Annotated in this window: 17 protein-coding genes; 4 read left to right on the top strand and 13 right to left on the bottom strand. The window is 58.5% G+C overall.

What is annotated here, in order from left to right; genetic code table 11:
* The first annotated feature begins 256 nt into the window (after window positions 1-256).
* On the top strand, window positions 257-928 hold the full coding sequence (locus GTO91_RS08315; RefSeq protein ID WP_161257687.1) for a hypothetical protein: 672 nt from the start codon (window positions 257-259) through the stop codon (window positions 926-928).
* Here the strand turns inward: GTO91_RS08315 and GTO91_RS08310 are convergent.
* Window positions 874-1,986 (bottom strand): MerR family transcriptional regulator, encoded by a 1,113-nt coding sequence (locus tag GTO91_RS08310; RefSeq protein WP_161257684.1) that lies wholly within the window; start codon window positions 1,984-1,986, stop codon window positions 874-876. The two genes, GTO91_RS08315 and GTO91_RS08310, sit on opposite strands and share 55 nt — an antisense overlap.
* Window positions 1,987-2,372: 386 nt before the next feature.
* Between GTO91_RS08310 and GTO91_RS18630 the strand changes: the two genes are divergently transcribed.
* The gene (locus GTO91_RS18630; protein ID WP_161257682.1) at window positions 2,373-3,116 is read left to right on the top strand and encodes a helix-turn-helix transcriptional regulator; all 744 of its coding nucleotides are present in this window, start codon (window positions 2,373-2,375) and stop codon (window positions 3,114-3,116) included.
* Between the two features lie 224 nt (window positions 3,117-3,340).
* Here the strand turns inward: GTO91_RS18630 and mdh are convergent, their stop codons facing one another.
* From mdh to GTO91_RS08285, 4 genes are all read right to left on the bottom strand, one after another.
* Entirely contained in the window at window positions 3,341-4,270 is a 930-nt protein-coding gene (gene mdh / locus GTO91_RS08300) for a malate dehydrogenase (RefSeq protein WP_161257679.1), read from the bottom strand.
* A 52-nt stretch (window positions 4,271-4,322) separates the two neighbouring features.
* Window positions 4,323-5,570 (bottom strand): isocitrate dehydrogenase (NADP(+)), encoded by a 1,248-nt coding sequence (gene icd, locus GTO91_RS08295; protein ID WP_161257676.1) that lies wholly within the window; start codon window positions 5,568-5,570, stop codon window positions 4,323-4,325.
* Between the two features lie 78 nt (window positions 5,571-5,648).
* Window positions 5,649-6,395, bottom strand: coding sequence for a PIG-L deacetylase family protein (locus GTO91_RS08290; RefSeq protein WP_161258059.1), 747 nt, complete (start codon window positions 6,393-6,395; stop codon window positions 5,649-5,651).
* A 323-nt stretch (window positions 6,396-6,718) separates the two neighbouring features.
* Window positions 6,719-7,588, bottom strand: coding sequence for an amidase domain-containing protein (locus GTO91_RS08285; protein ID WP_161257673.1), 870 nt, complete (start codon window positions 7,586-7,588; stop codon window positions 6,719-6,721).
* Between the two features lie 314 nt (window positions 7,589-7,902).
* Here GTO91_RS08285 and GTO91_RS08280 point away from each other — a divergent pair, with 314 nt between their 5' ends.
* Window positions 7,903-8,355, top strand: coding sequence for a fascin domain-containing protein (locus tag GTO91_RS08280; RefSeq protein WP_161257670.1), 453 nt, complete (start codon window positions 7,903-7,905; stop codon window positions 8,353-8,355).
* Between the two features lie 165 nt (window positions 8,356-8,520).
* On the opposite strand, the gene GTO91_RS08275 is transcribed toward GTO91_RS08280, so the two are convergent.
* From GTO91_RS08275 to argH, 6 genes are all read right to left on the bottom strand, one after another.
* Window positions 8,521-9,114 carry an indolepyruvate oxidoreductase subunit beta gene (locus GTO91_RS08275; protein ID WP_161257667.1) on the bottom strand — a complete coding sequence of 198 codons (594 nt, stop codon included), beginning with the start codon at window positions 9,112-9,114 and terminating at the stop codon, window positions 8,521-8,523.
* 2 nt (window positions 9,115-9,116) lie between these two features.
* Window positions 9,117-10,985 (bottom strand): thiamine pyrophosphate-dependent enzyme, encoded by a 1,869-nt coding sequence (locus tag GTO91_RS08270; RefSeq protein WP_161257664.1) that lies wholly within the window; start codon window positions 10,983-10,985, stop codon window positions 9,117-9,119.
* 45 nt (window positions 10,986-11,030) lie between these two features.
* Window positions 11,031-12,332, bottom strand: coding sequence for a phenylacetate--CoA ligase family protein (locus GTO91_RS08265; RefSeq protein ID WP_161257661.1), 1,302 nt, complete (start codon window positions 12,330-12,332; stop codon window positions 11,031-11,033).
* Between the two features lie 513 nt (window positions 12,333-12,845).
* Window positions 12,846-13,010, bottom strand: coding sequence for a DUF362 domain-containing protein (locus GTO91_RS08260; RefSeq protein ID WP_161257658.1), 165 nt, complete (start codon window positions 13,008-13,010; stop codon window positions 12,846-12,848).
* 78 nt (window positions 13,011-13,088) lie between these two features.
* Window positions 13,089-13,253 (bottom strand): DUF362 domain-containing protein, encoded by a 165-nt coding sequence (locus GTO91_RS08255; RefSeq protein ID WP_161257655.1) that lies wholly within the window; start codon window positions 13,251-13,253, stop codon window positions 13,089-13,091.
* Between the two features lie 109 nt (window positions 13,254-13,362).
* The gene (argH, locus tag GTO91_RS08250) at window positions 13,363-14,745 is read right to left on the bottom strand and encodes an argininosuccinate lyase (protein WP_161257652.1); all 1,383 of its coding nucleotides are present in this window, start codon (window positions 14,743-14,745) and stop codon (window positions 13,363-13,365) included.
* Window positions 14,746-15,282: 537 nt separating this feature from the next.
* On the opposite strand from argH, the gene GTO91_RS08245 reads away from it, so the two are divergent.
* Window positions 15,283-15,609, top strand: coding sequence for a HesB/IscA family protein (locus GTO91_RS08245; RefSeq protein WP_161257651.1), 327 nt, complete (start codon window positions 15,283-15,285; stop codon window positions 15,607-15,609).
* Window positions 15,610-15,736: 127 nt separating this feature from the next.
* Here the strand turns inward: GTO91_RS08245 and GTO91_RS08240 are convergent, their stop codons facing one another.
* On the bottom strand, window positions 15,737-16,309 hold the full coding sequence (locus GTO91_RS08240; protein ID WP_161257648.1) for a MarR family winged helix-turn-helix transcriptional regulator: 573 nt from the start codon (window positions 16,307-16,309) through the stop codon (window positions 15,737-15,739).
* A gap of 68 nt (window positions 16,310-16,377) precedes the next feature.
* A complete protein-coding gene (locus tag GTO91_RS08235) occupies window positions 16,378-17,244 on the bottom strand; it encodes a tetratricopeptide repeat protein (RefSeq protein ID WP_161257645.1) in 867 nt (288 codons plus the stop codon).
* Window positions 17,245-17,344: the final 100 nt, after the last annotated feature.

The raw sequence follows: 17,344 nt of genomic DNA, 5'->3' as shown, positions 1-17,344 counted from the left end.
TTCAGAAAAAACCGAAAGCGAACAGAAAATCTGGTTCTCTGTTCGCCCTTCACAAAAAAGTCAATGCTCTTGCTCTACATCGCTTTCTCATATCATACTCGAAGCTTTTTCAGGGTGACAAGTGGCGTGACGCCATTAAGAAAATAAATATATTCACTTCCTATAAGCTGCAAACGTCCCAGTTATCGTTCCAATCGGCATAAATGGGGGCGATACGGAATATATACCATTTAAATGGAAAAAGGAGGAAATCGGTGTGAGGCTTCATCATCATGCGATGCCGCTCTTATTCCTTGCTCTTCTCTCCCTCGCCTTGTCTCCTGTTGCCGAAAGCGCCGTACCGGATTGGCTCGCTCCCGTTGCCTTCGCTTCTTTGCGCACAGAAGCCCCGGAAAGAGCCCCCGAAGCGACGTTCACCGATTGGAGCGATGACCGGTTGACCGACTTCGCCCTGGAAGCGGACAAGCGCATGTCCATTGCCCTTTTCGCGCAAAACCCGGACTGGTTGCAACGTCATGGACTTACCCCCGTTCGCATTCTTTCCAAAGAGGACTTGTCGCGCCTGTTGGCCCCCTACTGGACGGACGAGGCGATTGAGACCGTCTGGGAGGAGGGCGCTCGCGCCATGCCCGAACTCCCCTGGGGATTCTACACGGAAGGCCCCTATTTTCTTTTTCTGGCGAAGGAGCTTAGGGTCTCCCATCCATCCCCTGACATCGCCATTGTTTCCGGTATGGTGTCGACGGAGGTTCCAGAAATCGCTCCCACAGCTACAGAAGCCGGTTTCAGGGTGTCTTCGGCGGTTCATTTCAGCGACGATTCCAGCGCCCCTTCCGGCGTCCGCTCGGAGGCAGGCGCCGATGTGGTGGAAGTTCAGGTCTGTGTGGAGCGAACACCCGCAGGTTGGCGGGCCCAGTGGAACCCCTGACAGGCTGAGGCGAAAAACCAAATGGCAATACCCAAAGGCCAACACAGGGCGGGCTCACCGCCGGAACAAATCGAAAAGCACCGCAGGATGTTGACCTGCGGTGCTTTCTTCACTTGACAGTATGCTGTTTTCAACCGGATCAGTCGAGGGCGCGCAGCCAGTGGTCCCAGGACTCGATGGAACCGGCGATATAGGATCCTTTCAAATGATCCTGGGGCTTCCATGTCATAATCGAGGCCGCGGCCGCCGATGCAGACGCGCATGGGGAAACCGCCCCGCTTGGTCATGTCCGTCAGTTGTTCATGGATCAGGAGCACTTCGGGCACCAGCAGACGGGATCCGACGGAGAGGGCCACGATGCGCGGGCGCAGCTCGCCCACCACTTCGTAGAGGTCTTCTGTAGGCAGATCCTGGCCGAGGTAAATGACGCGGAAACCGCGGCGGCGCAGGAAGATGGAGAAGATCAACAGGCCCAGGTCATGGTGTTCGCCGGAAACGCAAGCCGCCAGGACAAGGGGCAGGTCGCGGTTGGCCGGCAGGGCGCAGAGCATGGCGGCCAGGCGGGCGCGGAAGAAGTTGGAGGCGAAGTGTTCATGGGCGACAGTCAGTTCCCGGCGCGCCCAGCGCTCGCCCAGCTCCTGCAGGATGGGCAGGATCAGTTCGACGGCGACGCGCTCCATGCTAAAGAGGCTCAAGGCCTCCTCCATGGCGGCGCTCGCCTTCTGCTCGTCATAGTCGTCCAGGGCTAGGACGATGCGACGGTGCAGTTCGCCGAGGGCGTCTTTCCCGGTGTCGACGAGGGGGCTGATGGGGCGCAAGACATCCTTCTGGTGCAGCATCTTGACGGCCTGTCCGATGGTCACGCCGTTTTTGACCTGCTGGGCCAGCCACTGGATGGTCTGCACGTCCTCTTGGGAGTACACCCGGTATCCCGCCTTGTTGCGATCCGGCTGGATGACCTGATACCGGTGTTCCCACACGCGAAGGGTCCCGGCGGCAACGCCGGTCATCTTCTCTACCGCTTTGATGTTGTAAAAGCCGTGATCCTTTGTACTCATGGCGGGCACTCCTTTACAAGACCTCGTTGTCTCTGTAGTTCACTTGGGCAGCTCGCTTGTGAAGGTTATTTCAAGACATTTATATTAATAAAGGTTGGTATCTACCATGATCATACTATGATTTTCTCTTTGTATCAAGCAATTATGGAGTATGGAAATACTTTGTCTCCAGCGACACTTTTTTCTAGTCCGGCCAACGACCCGCATATCCACGAAAGCGTCTGCGAAAAATGTATTTGTCGCCTTTCGGCAAATTGATAAGTCTCTTATAATAAAAATGGTAAAAATGAAAGCAATCGCGGCCGGCGATTTTCAAGATGAAATGGGTTTTATCCACTGTTTTATCCACTACTTGGGTTTCATCCCACTACTGATGAGGTGATGCTGTGTTTGAGGACGCTCAGAAGGTCAGTTCGGTTTTTGCCGACAGGACTCGTTTCTCTATCTATCAATATATCGTCAACCACCCGAACGCGACCTGCACGGTCAAGGAGATCGCCCAGGAGTTTTCCATCCATCCGAACGTCGCCCGCCTCCACCTGTCGAAACTGGAGGAGATCGGGCTGCTCGAATCGGGGTGGGATCACCAGTCCATGCCCGGTCGGCCGGGGCGGGTCTATTCGCTGCGCAAAAAGGCGATCACACTGCACTTCCCGCCTCGCGAGTACCAGTTGCTCTGCGACCTTACCCTGGACGCCCTTGATGATGTCGGGGCCGCCGGCATGGTCGCGCTGAACAGGGTCGGTCATGCCCATGGCGTACGCCTGGCCCAGGGAATCCGGTCAGGAAACGGGGCTGTCGTGAACGGTAAAGCAGCGGGAACGGGAAACGACAATCGGGTTGCCGGGGAGTCCTTTGACGAGTTGACGGCCATCGAATCGCTTGCCGTGTCAGCAGTCACTTGTGATGATGCCCGCACGGTCATTCGATTGCGTAATTGTCCCTTCCGGGAATCGGCGGAACGGCGCCACCATCTGACCTGTCCCCTGCACCGCGCCATCCTGCGCGGCGTTTGGGAGACCCTTTACGGACCGGCCGCCATGGAGTCATTGTCCTGCCAGGCCTTGGGGGACGCCTGTTGCGAGATCGGTGTGCTCCCTGGCGCCAGCGACGAGGAAGTGGGCGCGTAGAACGCGCGGGCAAGATAGGTCCATTTAACTGGGAACGTTTCCACAATCAGCAACAAACGAAGCCAGAAATAAATACGGACCAGACAAATCGGAAAACTAGAAATCAGGTTGAAAAAATGGACCAGTTCCTCTCCCGGAACTGGTCCATTTTCTGTCGAAAAGTGTTGCGTCAATCCATTCCGGAGCTATGCAGTTTTAGGTTTCACTCCGGGGTTACAGGCGAATTACATCCCGGTGACGGCGATGAGGCTCTTGACGGAGTCGACAGACTTGGCGAGGAGCAGTTTTTCCTCGTCGGTCAATTCGATCTCGTAGACCTTTTCTACACCGTTGGCGCCGAGCATGACGGGCACGCTGGTGTAGATGCCTTCATAGCCGTATTCGCCGTTCAGGTAGGCGGCGACGGGCAGGACGCGCTTCTGGTCTTTCAGGATGGATTCGACCATCTGGATGACCGAGGCGGAGGGGGCATAGTAGGCGGAACCAGTTTTCAGGTAAGCGACGATCTCGGCGCCGCCTTTGCGGGCGCGGTCGACCATGGCTTGGATCTTCTCTTCGGGCAGCAGTTGCCGGATGGGGATGCCGCCGATGAAGGTGTAGCTGGGCAGGGGAACCATGTCGTCGCCGTGACCGCCGAGGAGGATGGTGGACACGTCCTTAACGGAGCAGCCCATTTCCATGGCGATGAAGGTCTTGAAGCGGGCGGCGTCCAGGATGCCGGACATGCCGAAGACGCGGTTGGTCGGGAAGCCGGAGGCTTTCTGGGCCACATAGGTCATGGCGTCCAGGGGGTTGGAGACGATGATGATGATCGAGTTGGGCGATTGCTCGGCCGCTTTCTTGGCGCAATCGGCGACGATCTTCGTATTGGTGGCGATCAGGTCGTCGCGGCTCATGCCGGGTTTGCGGGCGATGCCGGCGGTGATGACGACCACATCGGAGTTGGCCGTGTCGGCGTAGCTGTTGGTGCCGATGATGTTGCAGTCGAACCCTTCGACGGGGGAGGCTTCCATCAGGTCGAGACCTTTGCCTTGGGGGATCCCTTCCATGATGTCAAGGAGCACGATGTCCCCCAGTTCCTTGGAAGCTGCCCAGTGGGCGGCGGTGGCGCCGACGTTGCCTGCACCGATGATGGTAATCTTCTTGCGTGCCATTCCTAAATGATTCCCCTTCCTGGCTGACCCAGCCATGTATGTTTTCTCGCCCTTACATCCGCTCGATGACGGCTTGGGCGAATTCTGACGTTTTGACTTCCCTGGCGCCGGCGATCAGGCGGGCCAGGTCGTAGGTAACCACTTTGTCTTCGATGGCTTTTTGGAGGCCTTTTATGATTAAGTCGGCCGCTTCTTGCCAACCGAGGTGTTCGAGCATCATTACACCGGATAGGATGACCGATCCGGGGTTGACTTTATCCAGTCCGGCATACTTGGGCGCCGTGCCGTGGGTGGCTTCGAAGACGGCATAGGCGTCGGAGATGTTGCCGCCGGGCGCAATCCCCAGTCCGCCGACCTGGGCGGCCAATGCGTCGGAGAGGTAGTCGCCGTTCAGGTTGGTCGTGGCGAGCACGTCATACTCGTCCGGGCGGAGCAGGATCTGCTGGAACATGCTGTCGGCGATGCGATCCTTGATGACGATCTTGCCTTCAGGAACCTTGCCGTTATATTCATCCCAAAGGGCCGCCTCAGAGATGGTCTGTTCGGCGAACTCTTCCGCCGCCAGCTCGTATCCCCAGTCCTTGAAGGCGCCTTCAGTGAACTTCATGATATTGCCCTTGTGGACAAGGGTGACGCTCTTGCGCTTGTTGTCGATGGCATACTGGATGGCCTTGCGGATCAGGCGCTTGCTGCCGAACTCGGAGATGGGCTTCAGGCCAAGGGCGGTGCCGTCTTTGAGGATCTTCACGCCCATTTCGTTGCGGAAAAACTCGACGGCCTTCTGGGCTTCCGCCGTGCCGGCTTTCCATTCCAGGCCGGCGTAAACGTCTTCCGTGTTCTCCCGGAAGATGACCATATCGACCTTCTCCGGTGTTTTGACGGGGCTGGGGACGCCGTCGAAGTAGCGGACCGGGCGCACGCAGGCGTAGAGGTCCATGACCTGGCGCAGTGTCACGTTCAGCGAGCGGAAGCCGCCGCCGACGGGTGTCGTCAGAGGCCCTTTGATGCCGACGCGGAACTCTTTGAAAGCCTCGACAGTTTCTTCAGGCAGCCAGGTGTCGAAGTTGTTCTTGGCCTTCTCACCGGCGTAGACCTCCATCCAGGCGATGCGCTTTTGACCGCCATAGGCTTTTTCGACAGCGGCGTCAAAGACGGCCTGGGAGGCGCGCCAGATATCGGGCCCTGTGCCGTCGCCTTCAATGAAAGGGATGACAGGCTGATCAGGCACCTGCAGTTTGCCTTCGGCAAAGACGATGGTCTCCCCTGTCGCCGGAACTTTTGCGTATTTGTACTCTGCCATATGGAATCCGACCCCTCCCTCATGGTGTTTGTCCAATTGACAAACATTCTTTCTGCTCTCTACGCATTCCTTTTTTGTCTAAAAAAGATCCTGCTCCATTTCCTCGCCGGCCTGCCGAAGCGGGCGCGGGGGAAAGACTTGATGAAAGTACTCGAAGGAACGCAGTTGATCCAGTTCCGGATCGTCGATGGGTGAAGGCTCGCTGAGATAGCCGATGCGCCGGATCGATCCAATCTGCGTCTGGTGGCAGAAGATGGCGTCTCGCTTCCGCTGCAGGTAATCCCGGACCGGCACGGCCGCGTGGATCTGTTCGACAGGCCGGGCAAAGCCCCGCCCCATCCGGGCGACCACGGCGGGATGCAGGCAGAGGAAGTACAGGCGGGCGGCGCTGCCGCTGAGCAGATAGGCCATGGAGGCGTAATGGCCGACGGTGGTGTGATCCTTGTGGCCGGACATTCCGTCCGGGCCGAAGGTGACGATGCCGTCGGGCTGATAGCGCCGAATCAGGCGGACCATCTTCTCTACGATCTCCGCCGGAGGGGCGATGTTCGTCTCCTGGTCGCGGTAGTCGAGAAAATGCAGTTCATCCACCTGCAGGAGGTTGCAAGCCCGGCGGGTCTCATCCTCGCGCACCTTGCCCAAATCGGCAGGATCGCAGAGGGGCGGATCGCCGCACTTGCCTGCTTCGCCGCGGGTGGCGCAGACAACAACCGTCCGGGCGCCGAGGGCTTTGTAACGCGCCAGGGTTCCCCCCATACCGAAGGACTCGTCATCGGGGTGCGCCAGGATCGCCATCAGCGTCTTTCCCGCAAACCCTTTCCCCATGTCCAAAACAGTTCCTCACTCCTGTGCCTTTGCGCTGTAAAAGCCAGCTTCCTTTCATGCCCTACAGAAGTCATGCCAGCTTGCGCGCATGGAATCCAGCGTATTACTTCCCCATCGTAACCTATACTATTCCACAACTGGCAAAAAGTCAAAGTATACATGTCGGGTGGTGTCTGGTTGTCAGACCAGTATTGTTCCAAAAATTACTTACGTCATTCGACAAAATTCGATAAACTCCTGCTAATTCGCTCGACTTCATCTCGATTTAACAAAAAATAAGTGCCCCCCCTGCTTTTCGGGAGCAGCTACGCGGCTTTTCTACTTTAGTCCCCCATCTCATAGACGAGTACCCGCTGCCCCTTATTCTGCATGATTTCCAAGGTGCCATGCATGGACCGGTCGTTGGCGTCATCGCTCTGAGAGGCGAGGGCGATGTCGTTGCCGACCTTGGCGACGAGGATCAGCGTGTGGTAAGGCGCTCCGTTACCGTAGGCCAGCTGGATGAAATCGCCGAGACGCAGCCGGTTAAACCAGGCATTCCAGTTCTTCAGCATCTCCGCCGCACTCAGGGTAGTGAAACGGGCAACCCGGCCGGACCAGTGGTTGCGAAAGGCGGTGGTCACCTTCCAACTGAGGGTGATCCGGCGATCGCCGTCGCGGTCGGTGGCACCGGGCTTGCACCACCAGTACCGGGGCCAGGTGAACCGCTCGGGTGGACCGAGCACCCAGGGCATCCCTCCGGCGTAGAGGCACTGGGAGATGAAGTGGGCGCAGTTGCCGCCGCGGCCGGGTCGGCTGTTGAAGTCCGGGTAGTTGGGGTTGTGGTTTTTATAGTAGCGGTTGGCGTAAGCTACCGCTGCCGCGCGGTTGTAGCCGGCGACGAGGGCTTTGACTTCCGACTCGCTGGCGGGAGCGCAGCCAAGGTGCTCGGCGATGGCTGTTTTCAGGGGCGTCTCGGGAAGCGTTATCAGCGCACGGTGCAGGTACTCGTCAAAGAGTTCCTTTATATGTGGAGGCTGCTGCCACTGGCTGGCCTGTTCCAAGATGAAGGCGACTGTTTCCAGGTCGCCATCCCGGAAGACAAGCCCCGCCCGGTCCATGGCCAGTGAGACGACCCGTTCGACCTCCTGGGTTCGCAGCGATGTATAGAGCCTTTCCCAGGACGCGACGGTGTCGAGGCGGTTGTCTCCCATAGCGGTCCCTCCCCCTTCGTTCGGCTGGTCGGCGAATACCGCTCCAATATATGCGGCAAGAGGGAGGAACGTTCCCGGCAGTATATTGCCGGCGCGAGCGTCGGTTAACGGCCTTTTTTTATGCCTAAATAGCTTGTGATTGCGCGATGTTTCTCGGAGGAAAGGAAATGGCATTGTCGAAAAATAGCATATGCGAGATTATGGCAAGTCAATTTTAAGAAACCAATAGAAGGGCAAGGAAGAGAGGAAAGAAACTTCGGTTTTCGACCCAAAGGAACCCCAATGTATCCTTAAATAAAGAGGAGGAAGCGCCGATGATTCGTGTGGCGATTCAGGTTTCTACAGGGAATTATCTGACGGCTGTCAATGGCGGCGGAATGGGTGAAGCCGCCAACAAGTTGCCCATGCACACGGACGCAACGGCCATCGGCCCCTGGGAAAAGTTCAAAATCGTCAAAGTCGAAGGCGATCAGGTTGCCCTTCAGACGCTGAACGGGAACTATGTGACCGCCGTGAATGGCGGCAAAATGGGGGAAGCGGCCAACCGATTGCCGATACATACGGACGCGACGAAAGCGGGTCCCTGGGAGGTATTCACCCTCATTCAGGTGAGTCCGACGGAATATGCGATTCAAACGTCGAAGGGGACCTATTTGACGGCCGTCAAGGGCGGGGGGATCGGCGAACCCCAAAACCTGCTTCCCATCCATACGGATGCGACAAAGATTGGGCCTTGGGAGAAGTTTAAGTTCACCTTGCTTTTCTAATGGCTTGATTCATTTGCGGCACAGGGGCCTTGCCGGCGACCTTTGTTGGCAAACCACTGATGTTGCGCGAAAAAAACCGGCGGTGATACACCGCCGGTTTTTCCTTGCCATCTTACGCTGTGCGCTTTTTCAGTATCGCCGTTCTGAGCGTTGCCCTTCTGAGCTTTACGCTTCCTTCCCATCCCGGTAATCAAAGCCCGCTGCGAAGGCGCGCTGGTTGAGTTCCAGGAAACGGGCGGGAACGCGGGCCGCCAGCGCCGCATCCCATGTTTCGCGGGCAATGTCCATGACCGATGCCAGCACGCCCATGAGGACCACGTTGGCCGCTTTCGGGTTGCCGAGCTTAGCCGCTAGGTCCAGGGCGGGGACGACGGTCAGGCTGTTAACGCGCTCGCCGATGGCCTCGATGATCCCCTCGGGATAAGCGGCCGCGCCGATCAGGACCGGCAGCGGTTCGATCTTCTGGTCGTTGACGATCATGGTTCCGCCGGGGCGCAGCATGTGGGTCCAGCGGTAGGCCTCCAGTTTTTCGAAGCCGACAATGATATCCGCCTCGCCCGGTTCGATGATCGGCGAGTAGACCTTTTCTCCGAGGCGAACCTGGGTGACGACGGAACCGCCCCGCTGGGCCATGCCATGAATCTCGGACATCTTGACGTCCCAGCCCTGGGCCAGGGCCACATGGCTGAGGATCTTGGAGGCGAGGATGGTTCCCTGCCCGCCGACGCCTACGAGAAGGATGTTCATGCCTGTCTTCATCCCTATTCACCCGCCTTTCGCAGCGCGTCGAACATACAGAGCTGGGCGCAGAGGCCGCAGCCGGTGCAGAGAGCGCTGTTGACGACAACCTTGCGGGTGGCCTTGTCAAAGGAGAGGGCCGGGCAGCCGATGCGCAGGCAGGCTTTACAGCCCTTGCAACCGACGCATTCGAGCGCTTTTTCCGTGTTTTTGACGATGAGGGCGCAGGGGCGGCGGGTGATGATCACCGACGGTTCGGGCGCGGCCACCTCTTCCTTGAGCACCGCTTTAACGCGATCCAGGTCGAGGGGATCGACCTCGACGACGCGCTTGACGCCGAGCGCCTTGGCGAGGGCGACGAAGTCGACGACGGGCGCTTCTTTGCCCATCAGCGTCTGGCCGGTGGATGGGTTGTGCTGGTGGCCCGTCATGGCGGTGATCGAGTTGTCGAGGATGAGCACCGTCGAGGTTCCGCCGTTGTAGACGATGTCCATCAGACCGGTCACACCGGAGTGGAGGAAGGTAGAGTCTCCGATGACAGAGACGAGACGGCGGGCCAGATCGGGATTGGCCTTTTCCATGCCGAGCGCGCCGGAGATGGAGGCGCCCATGCAGATGCAGGTGTCCATGGCTTCAAGCGGCGCCATGGTGCCCAGGGTATAACAGCCGATGTCGCCGGAGACGACCAGCCGGAGTTCACGCAGGATATAGAAGACTCCCCGGTGGGGGCAGCCGGGGCACATGACCGGGGGACGGATAGGGGCGTCGAAGGGCTCGGCTGCCCGGCTCGACTCGCCCGGTTGAGTCGCACAGGCGGCTGCCTCATCGCAGGCACAGTCGCAGCCGCAGGCGCCGCTGTCTTCGGCGCTGTCGCTGTCCGATGCGGCTGCCGCTTCGCCTGAGGCGTCTTCGCCGGGTTCACCGATCACGCCGAGCACCGCCAGGATCTGCTTTTTCACGAGGTTGACCGAGAGCTCGCCATAGGCCGGCAGGATCGACTTGCCGATGACCTCGATGCCCATGGCGCGGATGCGATCTTCCAGGTAAGGATCCAGTTCCTCCACCACAAAGAGCACGTCGACGGCTTCGGCGAAATCAGCGATCTTTTCCTTCGGCAACGGGTGGGTCATGCCGAGGCGGAGGACCGACGCGTCGGGGAAGGCTTCCCGGACGTACTGGTAGCTGACGCCGGAGGTGACGATGCCGAAAGAGGGATCTCTCATCTCGACGCGGTTGACTTCTACCGTCTCGGAGAAGTCGGCCAACTGCTTGTCCCGCTCTTCGATGAAGAGCCGCCGCGTTCTGGCGTAGGCCGGGATCATGACGTATTTTTTGGCGTCCTTTTTGTAAGGCTCGACGGCGCGCTCCATCGGTTCGCCCAGTTCGACCAAGCTCTGGGAATGGGCGATGCGGGTAGTGATGCGCAGCAGCACCGGCGTATCGAAGCGTTCCGACATGTCCAGCGCCAGTTTGACCATATCCTTGGCTTCCTGGGAGTCGGACGGTTCCAGCATGGGGATTTTGGCGAAGGGCGCGTAGTTGCGGTTGTCCTGTTCGTTCTGGGAGGAATGCATACCCGGGTCGTCAGCGGAAACGAGGACAAGGCCGCCGCGCACACCCGTGTAGGCTGCGGTGAAAAGGGGATCGGCAGCGACGTTGACGCCGACGTGCTTCATGGTCACGATGGTCCGAGCGCCGGCGATGGCGGCGCCGATGCCGACCTCCATGGCCACCTTTTCGTTGGGGGACCACTGGCAGTAAATCTCGGGATACTTGGCGATGTTTTCGAGGATCTCCGTGCTGGGCGTTCCGGGGTAGGCCGCCGCTACGCTGACGCCGTATTCATAGGCGCCGCGGGCGATGGCTTCATTGCCGGTCAAAAGCGTCTTCAACGATAGTCCCCCTTTTGTCTTTCCTTGATTTTGGTTTATGGATGCTCAATCCTTCGGCCGCCGGTCGAGGATGCGCTTGGCCTTGCCGGGGCTCCGCTCCAGAGAGCGGGGCTCGACGAGGCGCACCTTGGCGCTGACGGAAAGGACGCTTTTCAGCCGCTCCCGGATGGCGGCAGTCTTCGCCTCCAGTTCGCGGTAATTGTCAACGAGCCGCTCCTCGGCCATCTCGACCTGGACTTCCAGTGTATCGAGATAGCCCTGGCGGTCGACGACCAGCAGGTAGTGGGGCGCCACGCCTTCGATCTCCATGAGCACGCTCTCGATCTGGGACGGAAAGACGTTGACGCCCCGGATGATCAGCATATCGTCGGTGCGGCCGGTGACGCGGCGCATGCGCGCCAGCGTCCGCCCGCAAGCGCAGGGGCTCCGGTCGATGCAACTGATGTCCTTGGTCCGGTAGCGGATGATGGGGAACCCTTCCTTGGTCAAGGTGGTGAAGACCAGTTCCCCTTCGCAACCTTCCTCGACCGGCTCGCCCGTCTCCGGGTCGATGACCTCGGCCAGGAAGTGGTCTTCGAGAATATGCAATCCCGCTGTATGTAGGCACTCGCCGGCGACGCCCGGACCGCCCAGTTCGGTCAGGCCGTAGTTGTCAGTGGCCCGGATGCCCCAGGCGTTTTGGATCTCCCGGCGCATTCCCTCGGACCAGGGCTCCGATCCGAAGAGGCCGACGCGCAGCGGCAGGCTGGCGGGATCGATGCCCATGGCCCGCGCCTCCTCGGCCAGGTGGAGGGCATAGCTGGGCGTGCAAACGAGCACGGTCGTCTCAAAGTCCTGCATGAGCATGATCTGGCGCTGCGTGTTGCCGCCCGAGGCAGGCACGATGGCGCAGCCCACCTTTTCCAGACCGTAATGGAGGCCGAAGCCGCCAGTGAAGAGACCGTAGGTGAAGGCGATCTGAGCGGTGTCCTCACTCGTCACACCAGCCATGACGGCGATGCGCGCCACCTGTTCGGTCCAGCGTTCCAGGTCGCCGCGGGTGTAGCCGCCGACGATCGGTTTGCCCGTCGTGCCGGAGGAGGCGTGCAGGCGGATCAGTTCCTTTTTGGGGACGGCGAAGAGACCAAAGGGGTACTGATCGCGCAGGTCTGTCTTGGTCGTAAAGGGAAACTTCCGAATGTCCTCCAGCGTCTTCAGGTCTTCGGGACGCACCCCAGCCTGATCGAAACGCTGCCGGTAAAAGGGAACCTGGGTGTAGACCCGTTGCAGTGTCTCTTGCAGGCGCGTCAGCTGCAGCCGGCGGAGAGACTCCCGGTCGATGCACTCCATCTCACGATTCCAGATCATGCGACCACCCCCTCGCAAAGACCTGCAGGTAGAACCGCACGTTGAAATGCCTGTTCGCCCTCATAGAAGGCCGAATCAGGGCGCCCATATCGAATGAAAGGGACAGTCAAAGAACCGGATCCCCTCCCTGCCCTGCCGGCAGAGGGACCGGCGCTTCGACTGTCCGCCAAAAAGTCATAGAAAAACCCTGCTGTCCGCCCCGTTTCGCCTTTCGGCAAAAGGGCGACAGAAACCCCATGCATGCGCCGTTGCCGCATTGCCTTCCATCCTCCCGTTCTGCTGCAATCCATTGTTGCATCCATCAGGCGGCTCGCCTGCCTTGCATACCGTCGAACCCCTATAGCCGCCCTTTTGCTGCCCCTTCATTCAACGTCGTTCTGTCGACGGGAAACTTGAATGGATTATATTCGTGATCGATTCGAGAATTCCTCTCTCATCGAAAAATCTGAAATCAGTTGAAAAAAAGCGCCCCTTGACGGCAAGTCAAGGGACGCTTTTGCGGGTTATGTTCGATTAGCCAGCAACGATAGCGTCTACGGGGCACTTGTCGGCGCAAACGCCGCAGTCCACGCAGTCGCTGGTGATGGAGTACTTTTTGCCTTCGACGATGGCGCCAACGCAGCAGCCGTCCATGCAAGCGCCGCAAGCGGTGCAAGCATCGGTGATTTTGTAAGCCATTGTTCTTTTCACCTGCCTTCCTAAATCCCTATGGTATTCATCTAGAAACACACCACACCCAGCGAGAATAATTCTGTCTTAACCCTCGCTGATAGCGCCGGCTGGGCAAGTGTCAGCACAAGTACCGCAATCAATGCAGGTATCAGCGATGGAATAGACATCGCCTTTGATGATTGCATTCACGGGGCACGCATCTTCGCAAGCGCCGCAGGCGACGCAAGCGTCGGAGATTTTATAGGCCACCTAAGTTCACCCCCTAAAGTGTATCGGGTTCACTTCCAACGCTTTTACCATATCACGGATATAATCCGGCTTCAATCACTATTTTTGCGAATTGTTTCAGGTTTGTCCGCTATTGCTCCTTCAACCGCCGCCGCGCTTGCGCTATGGCTTCCTTAACGGCTTCCGGCGCCGGGCCGCCGGGAACCTTGCGGTCGGCGACACAGCGTTCCACTTGGATGGCCTCGTAGATGTCTTCGCCGAAGGCGTCGGAACAGGCGCGGAAGTCGTCAAAGGCAAGGTCATCGAGGGCCACGCCCTTTTGGACGCAAAGCAGCACCATCTTGCCGACGATCTCGTGGGCTTCCCGGAAGGAGACGCCCTTCTTGGCCAGGTAGTCGGCCACATCGGTGGCGTTGGTGAAGCCGCCCCGGGCGCCGTTTTTCATCGTCTCCCGGCGGACGCGCATGGTGGCGATCATGGGGGTGAAGACGGTCAGGCAGCCTTTGACGGTGTCGACGGCGTCGAAGAGGCTCTCCTTGTCCTCCTGCATGTCCTTGTTGTAGGCCAGCGGCAGGGACTTCATCACCGTGAGCAGGGCCATCAGGTCGCCATAGACGCGGCCTGTCTTGCCGCGGATCAGTTCGGCCACGTCGGGGTTTTTCTTTTGGGGCATCATGGAACTGCCGGTGGAGTAGGCGTCATCGAGTTCGATGAAGGCGAACTCCTGGCTGCTCCAGAGGATGATCTCCTCGCAAAAGCGCGAGAGGTGCATCATCGTCAGGGAGGCGGCGGCGCAGAACTCGATCGCAAAGTCGCGGTCTGAAACGCCGTCGAGGCTGTTCTCGGTGATGCCGTCAAAGCCGAGCTCTTTCGCGACGGCCAGGCGGTCCAGGGGGAAGGTGGTGCCGGCCAGGGCGCCGGAGCCCAGGGGCGAGCGGTTGAGGCGGCGGGCGCAGTCGGCCAGCCGGTCGCGGTCGCGGTCAAACATCTGCACATAGGCCAGCAGGTGGTGGGCCAGGGTGATCGGCTGGGCCTTCTGCAGGTGCGTGTAGCCGGGCATGATCGTGTCCAGGTTCGCCTCGGCCGTGTCGAGCAGAGTGGCGATCAGGTCGGCGAGCAGCGCGTGCGTCTCAGCGATCTCGTCGCGCAGGTAGAGGCGGATGTCCAGGGCCACTTGGTCGTTGCGGCTGCGGGCAGTGTGCAGTTTTTTGCCGATGTCGCCGATGCGCTCGGTCAGGATCTTTTCGATGTTCATGTGGATGTCTTCGGCAGCCACGTCGAATTCGATGCGCCCGGCTTCAATGTCGATCAGGATGCCCTCCAGACCGGCGATGATCGCCCGGGCGTCCGTCTCGGCGATGATGCCCTGCTGACCGAGCATGCGGGCATGGGCCATAGAACCGCGGATGTCCTGCTTGTACAGTCGCTGATCAAAGGAAATGGACGAATGGAAATCTTCGACGACCTTGTCGGTTCCTTTTTGGAAACGGCCGCCCCACAGTTTTTTGGACACTTGCGCTGCCTCCTCGTCAATTGCCAGCCGGGAATGCTACCCGGCAGAATATGCCAAAAAAATTCCGCGATAAATGGGCGCTAGAGGCTTTTGTGATGGAACTTTTTTGCCCACTTCGCTGTCTAATAAGTATACTTCAGAAACGAAGCGAGGTGAAGCCGATGAAATCCTGTACGAATGAATCGAGAATGACGTCACACGAATGGGACTTGATTTCCATGTTGATCGTGGTTCTCGTGGCAGCGGGGTTAGCGGCCTTCACCCATGCATAAACGGTAACCTGCGAAAGTCGCAGACCCCCAACAGTCGAACATATCAGCGCGAAGAGCGCGGTGTATATTATAATCATCATTTTATACGGCATCATAACGCATACAGGAGTTCTATCCAACCCGGGTGTTTTACATCCGGGTTTTTTGCTGCGCTTTTAGGCACGCCCCACTTTACGCTCCGCTTCACGTCCCTCTTTTTGCTGTCTCTTTTCGGTTCGTTCTTCTTTTTTGTATTGATTTTCGTTCAACGGGGGGTAAAATCAAGATGGAGGTGGTTCCCGTGATCACGGTGACCGAAAAAGGGCGTCAAAAGCTCATCGAGCTTCTGGAAGAAAACAAAGCGAAATACGTCCGGATTTTTGCCCTCAGCCGGGAACACTCGGCCTATGACCTGGGCCTTGAATTCGAAGCCAAGCGCGGCGATGTGGTCATTGAAGCGGCGGGGATTCGTTTTGTGGCCGATGACATGAGCAAGGATTATCTCCGGGGGCTGCGCATCGATTACGATGACAGCGATGAAGAGCCCGGTTTTCTTGCCACATCCAGTTGCAACTCGACCTGCAGCTCCTGCACCAGCCAGTGCGATTTATGATCCATCACGCGGCGAAAGGCCCTTGACCGCTTCTGTCAAGGGCCTTCTTTTTTTCAGCGGTGAGATTGCTCTTCTTCGGCGTATGTTCGCCAGCGGTTTTTCTCTTCATCGGGCAATTTCTTTCGCCCTATACCTCTTCGAGGGAAAAGGTCTCGGTAAACCACTCGACCGAGTCGATCAGTTGGCCTACTTGCTGGGGATGCGCTTCGGCAAGCTTTTGCAACTGGTTGTATAGGGGTTGGCCGATTTCCCCCAGCAGTTTCTCACCTTGCGGCGAGAGGGCGATCACCCACTCGCGCTGGTCGACGGGGCTCTGGGTCCGCATGATCAGTTCCCGCTTCTCCAGGTCTTTCAGGGCCGTCGACAGCGCCCCCTGGGTCAGGTGAAACTGTTTGCGCATCTCTTTCTGAAGGGCGAGGCCGCGATAATTGATGTGGTTCATGATCTGCAGTTGGGTAAAGGTCAGGTCGGTCCGCTGGCTGATTCGCGAAACGGTGCTCATGGCGCATTCATAAAAGGATTGCAAGGTCCGGAAAAAGTCGCGTCCCGCTAGGGTCGCTTCCTCGTTCTGTGTCGCATCGGATTGGTTTTGTGTCCCATCGGGTTGGTTTTGTGTCCCATCGGCAGACTGGGCATCGTTCTTCTGCCGATTCGGTTGCTTTTTATTGGCCTTACCGGTGTTCACTGTTTCCGCATCCATTTCTCTTTCCCCTGTTCTTGTAATAATCCTTCCCTAACGGTTCTGTATTATCCGGTCTGCCATCTTTCTCACTCTGCGATCAGCTTTTTGAACTCCGGCAACGCTTTGACATGGCTGAAGTCCTCTTCTATCTTTTCTCTCGCTGTCACCTTGCAGTAGGGCATGATCTCAATAGCTTTCGCCAGGTTGTCCATGCATGCTCGGGTGTTTTCCTTGGCGTCGTAGATGGCCGCCATGCCGAAGTAGGTCCAGGCGTTGTCCCGGTCATAGGCCAGCGAGCGGTCAAACCAGAGGAGGGCATCATCGAAACGGCCGTGGTATTTCAGGGCGAGGCCCCGGTTGTAGTAAGCAAAGCCGTAATCGGGCCGGATGGCGATGGCGCGATCGAGCAGTCGGAGCGCTTCATCGAGGTTGCCCATGAAGGCCACGGCGATGCCCTTGCCCGTGTAGGCCTGGTAGCAGTTCGGGTCAAGGGCCAGCGCCTGGTCGTACAGGGAGATGGCTTTTTTTAGCCGGTTCGGACCATGTTCCACATCAAAGGCGTAGTAACCCTTATCGTATAATTCGATGGCTTTTTTCCGGTTTTCCTCGGAGACCGGCGCACCGGAGGGAAGGGCGCCCGCCGGAGACGCTGCCAGCGAGGCGGCGACCGGTGATGCCGTCGATACGGTTTCCGCAGGCGCGGATGCGGCGGTTGCGGATGGGGCGAGTGATGTGGCGGGCGCAGATGCGCCGGACGAAGCTGGGGCCGGAGAGTTTGTCGCGGCGCCAGCGGTTGGATCGGCGGAGGTTGGCGTTGCCGCCGGGCGGGCGCTGCAACCGCTCGTCAAAAGCATGGCAATGACGCCGACGGCGACGAAACGATGCCAAGCCGTTGAAAGATGACGAAGGGGTGGCGCCGTCGCTGTCCGCGTGAAAAATAGGTTGCCTATCAAATTGGTCACTCCAGACGAAAGTAATTACGTTTAATCTATTCGCCAGCACTCCAAAATTTCCTACCCTTTTTCCAACAGTTCCTCGCGAAATCTTTTTTAT

The sequence above is a fragment of the Heliomicrobium undosum genome (genome assembly GCF_009877425.1).
In the GTDB taxonomy this organism is placed as follows: domain Bacteria; phylum Bacillota; class Desulfitobacteriia; order Heliobacteriales; family Heliobacteriaceae; genus Heliomicrobium; species Heliomicrobium undosum.
This window is presented reverse-complemented; position numbering and strand designations above follow the sequence as displayed.

Bases quoted from the DNA above. Each gene is read 5' to 3' on its own strand.
- GTO91_RS08240 (WP_161257648.1), bottom strand. From the start codon at position 16,309: ATGGATGCGGAAACAGTGAACACCGGTAAGGCCAATAAAAAGCAACCG.
- GTO91_RS08280 (WP_161257670.1), top strand. From the start codon at position 7,903: ATGATTCGTGTGGCGATTCAGGTTTCTACAGGGAATTATCTGACGGCT.
- GTO91_RS08285 (WP_161257673.1), bottom strand. From the start codon at position 7,588: ATGGGAGACAACCGCCTCGACACCGTCGCGTCCTGGGAAAGGCTCTAT.
- GTO91_RS08290 (WP_161258059.1), bottom strand. From the start codon at position 6,395: ATGGGGAAAGGGTTTGCGGGAAAGACGCTGATGGCGATCCTGGCGCAC.
- GTO91_RS08310 (WP_161257684.1), bottom strand. From the start codon at position 1,986: ATGAGTACAAAGGATCACGGCTTTTACAACATCAAAGCGGTAGAGAAG.
- GTO91_RS08275 (WP_161257667.1), bottom strand. From the start codon at position 9,114: ATGAAGACAGGCATGAACATCCTTCTCGTAGGCGTCGGCGGGCAGGGA.
- GTO91_RS08245 (WP_161257651.1), top strand. From the start codon at position 15,283: ATGGAGGTGGTTCCCGTGATCACGGTGACCGAAAAAGGGCGTCAAAAG.
- GTO91_RS08260 (WP_161257658.1), bottom strand. From the start codon at position 13,010: ATGGCTTACAAAATCACCGATGCTTGCACCGCTTGCGGCGCTTGCATG.
- mdh (WP_161257679.1), bottom strand. From the start codon at position 4,270: ATGGCACGCAAGAAGATTACCATCATCGGTGCAGGCAACGTCGGCGCC.
- icd (WP_161257676.1), bottom strand. From the start codon at position 5,570: ATGGCAGAGTACAAATACGCAAAAGTTCCGGCGACAGGGGAGACCATC.
- GTO91_RS08265 (WP_161257661.1), bottom strand. From the start codon at position 12,332: ATGATCTGGAATCGTGAGATGGAGTGCATCGACCGGGAGTCTCTCCGC.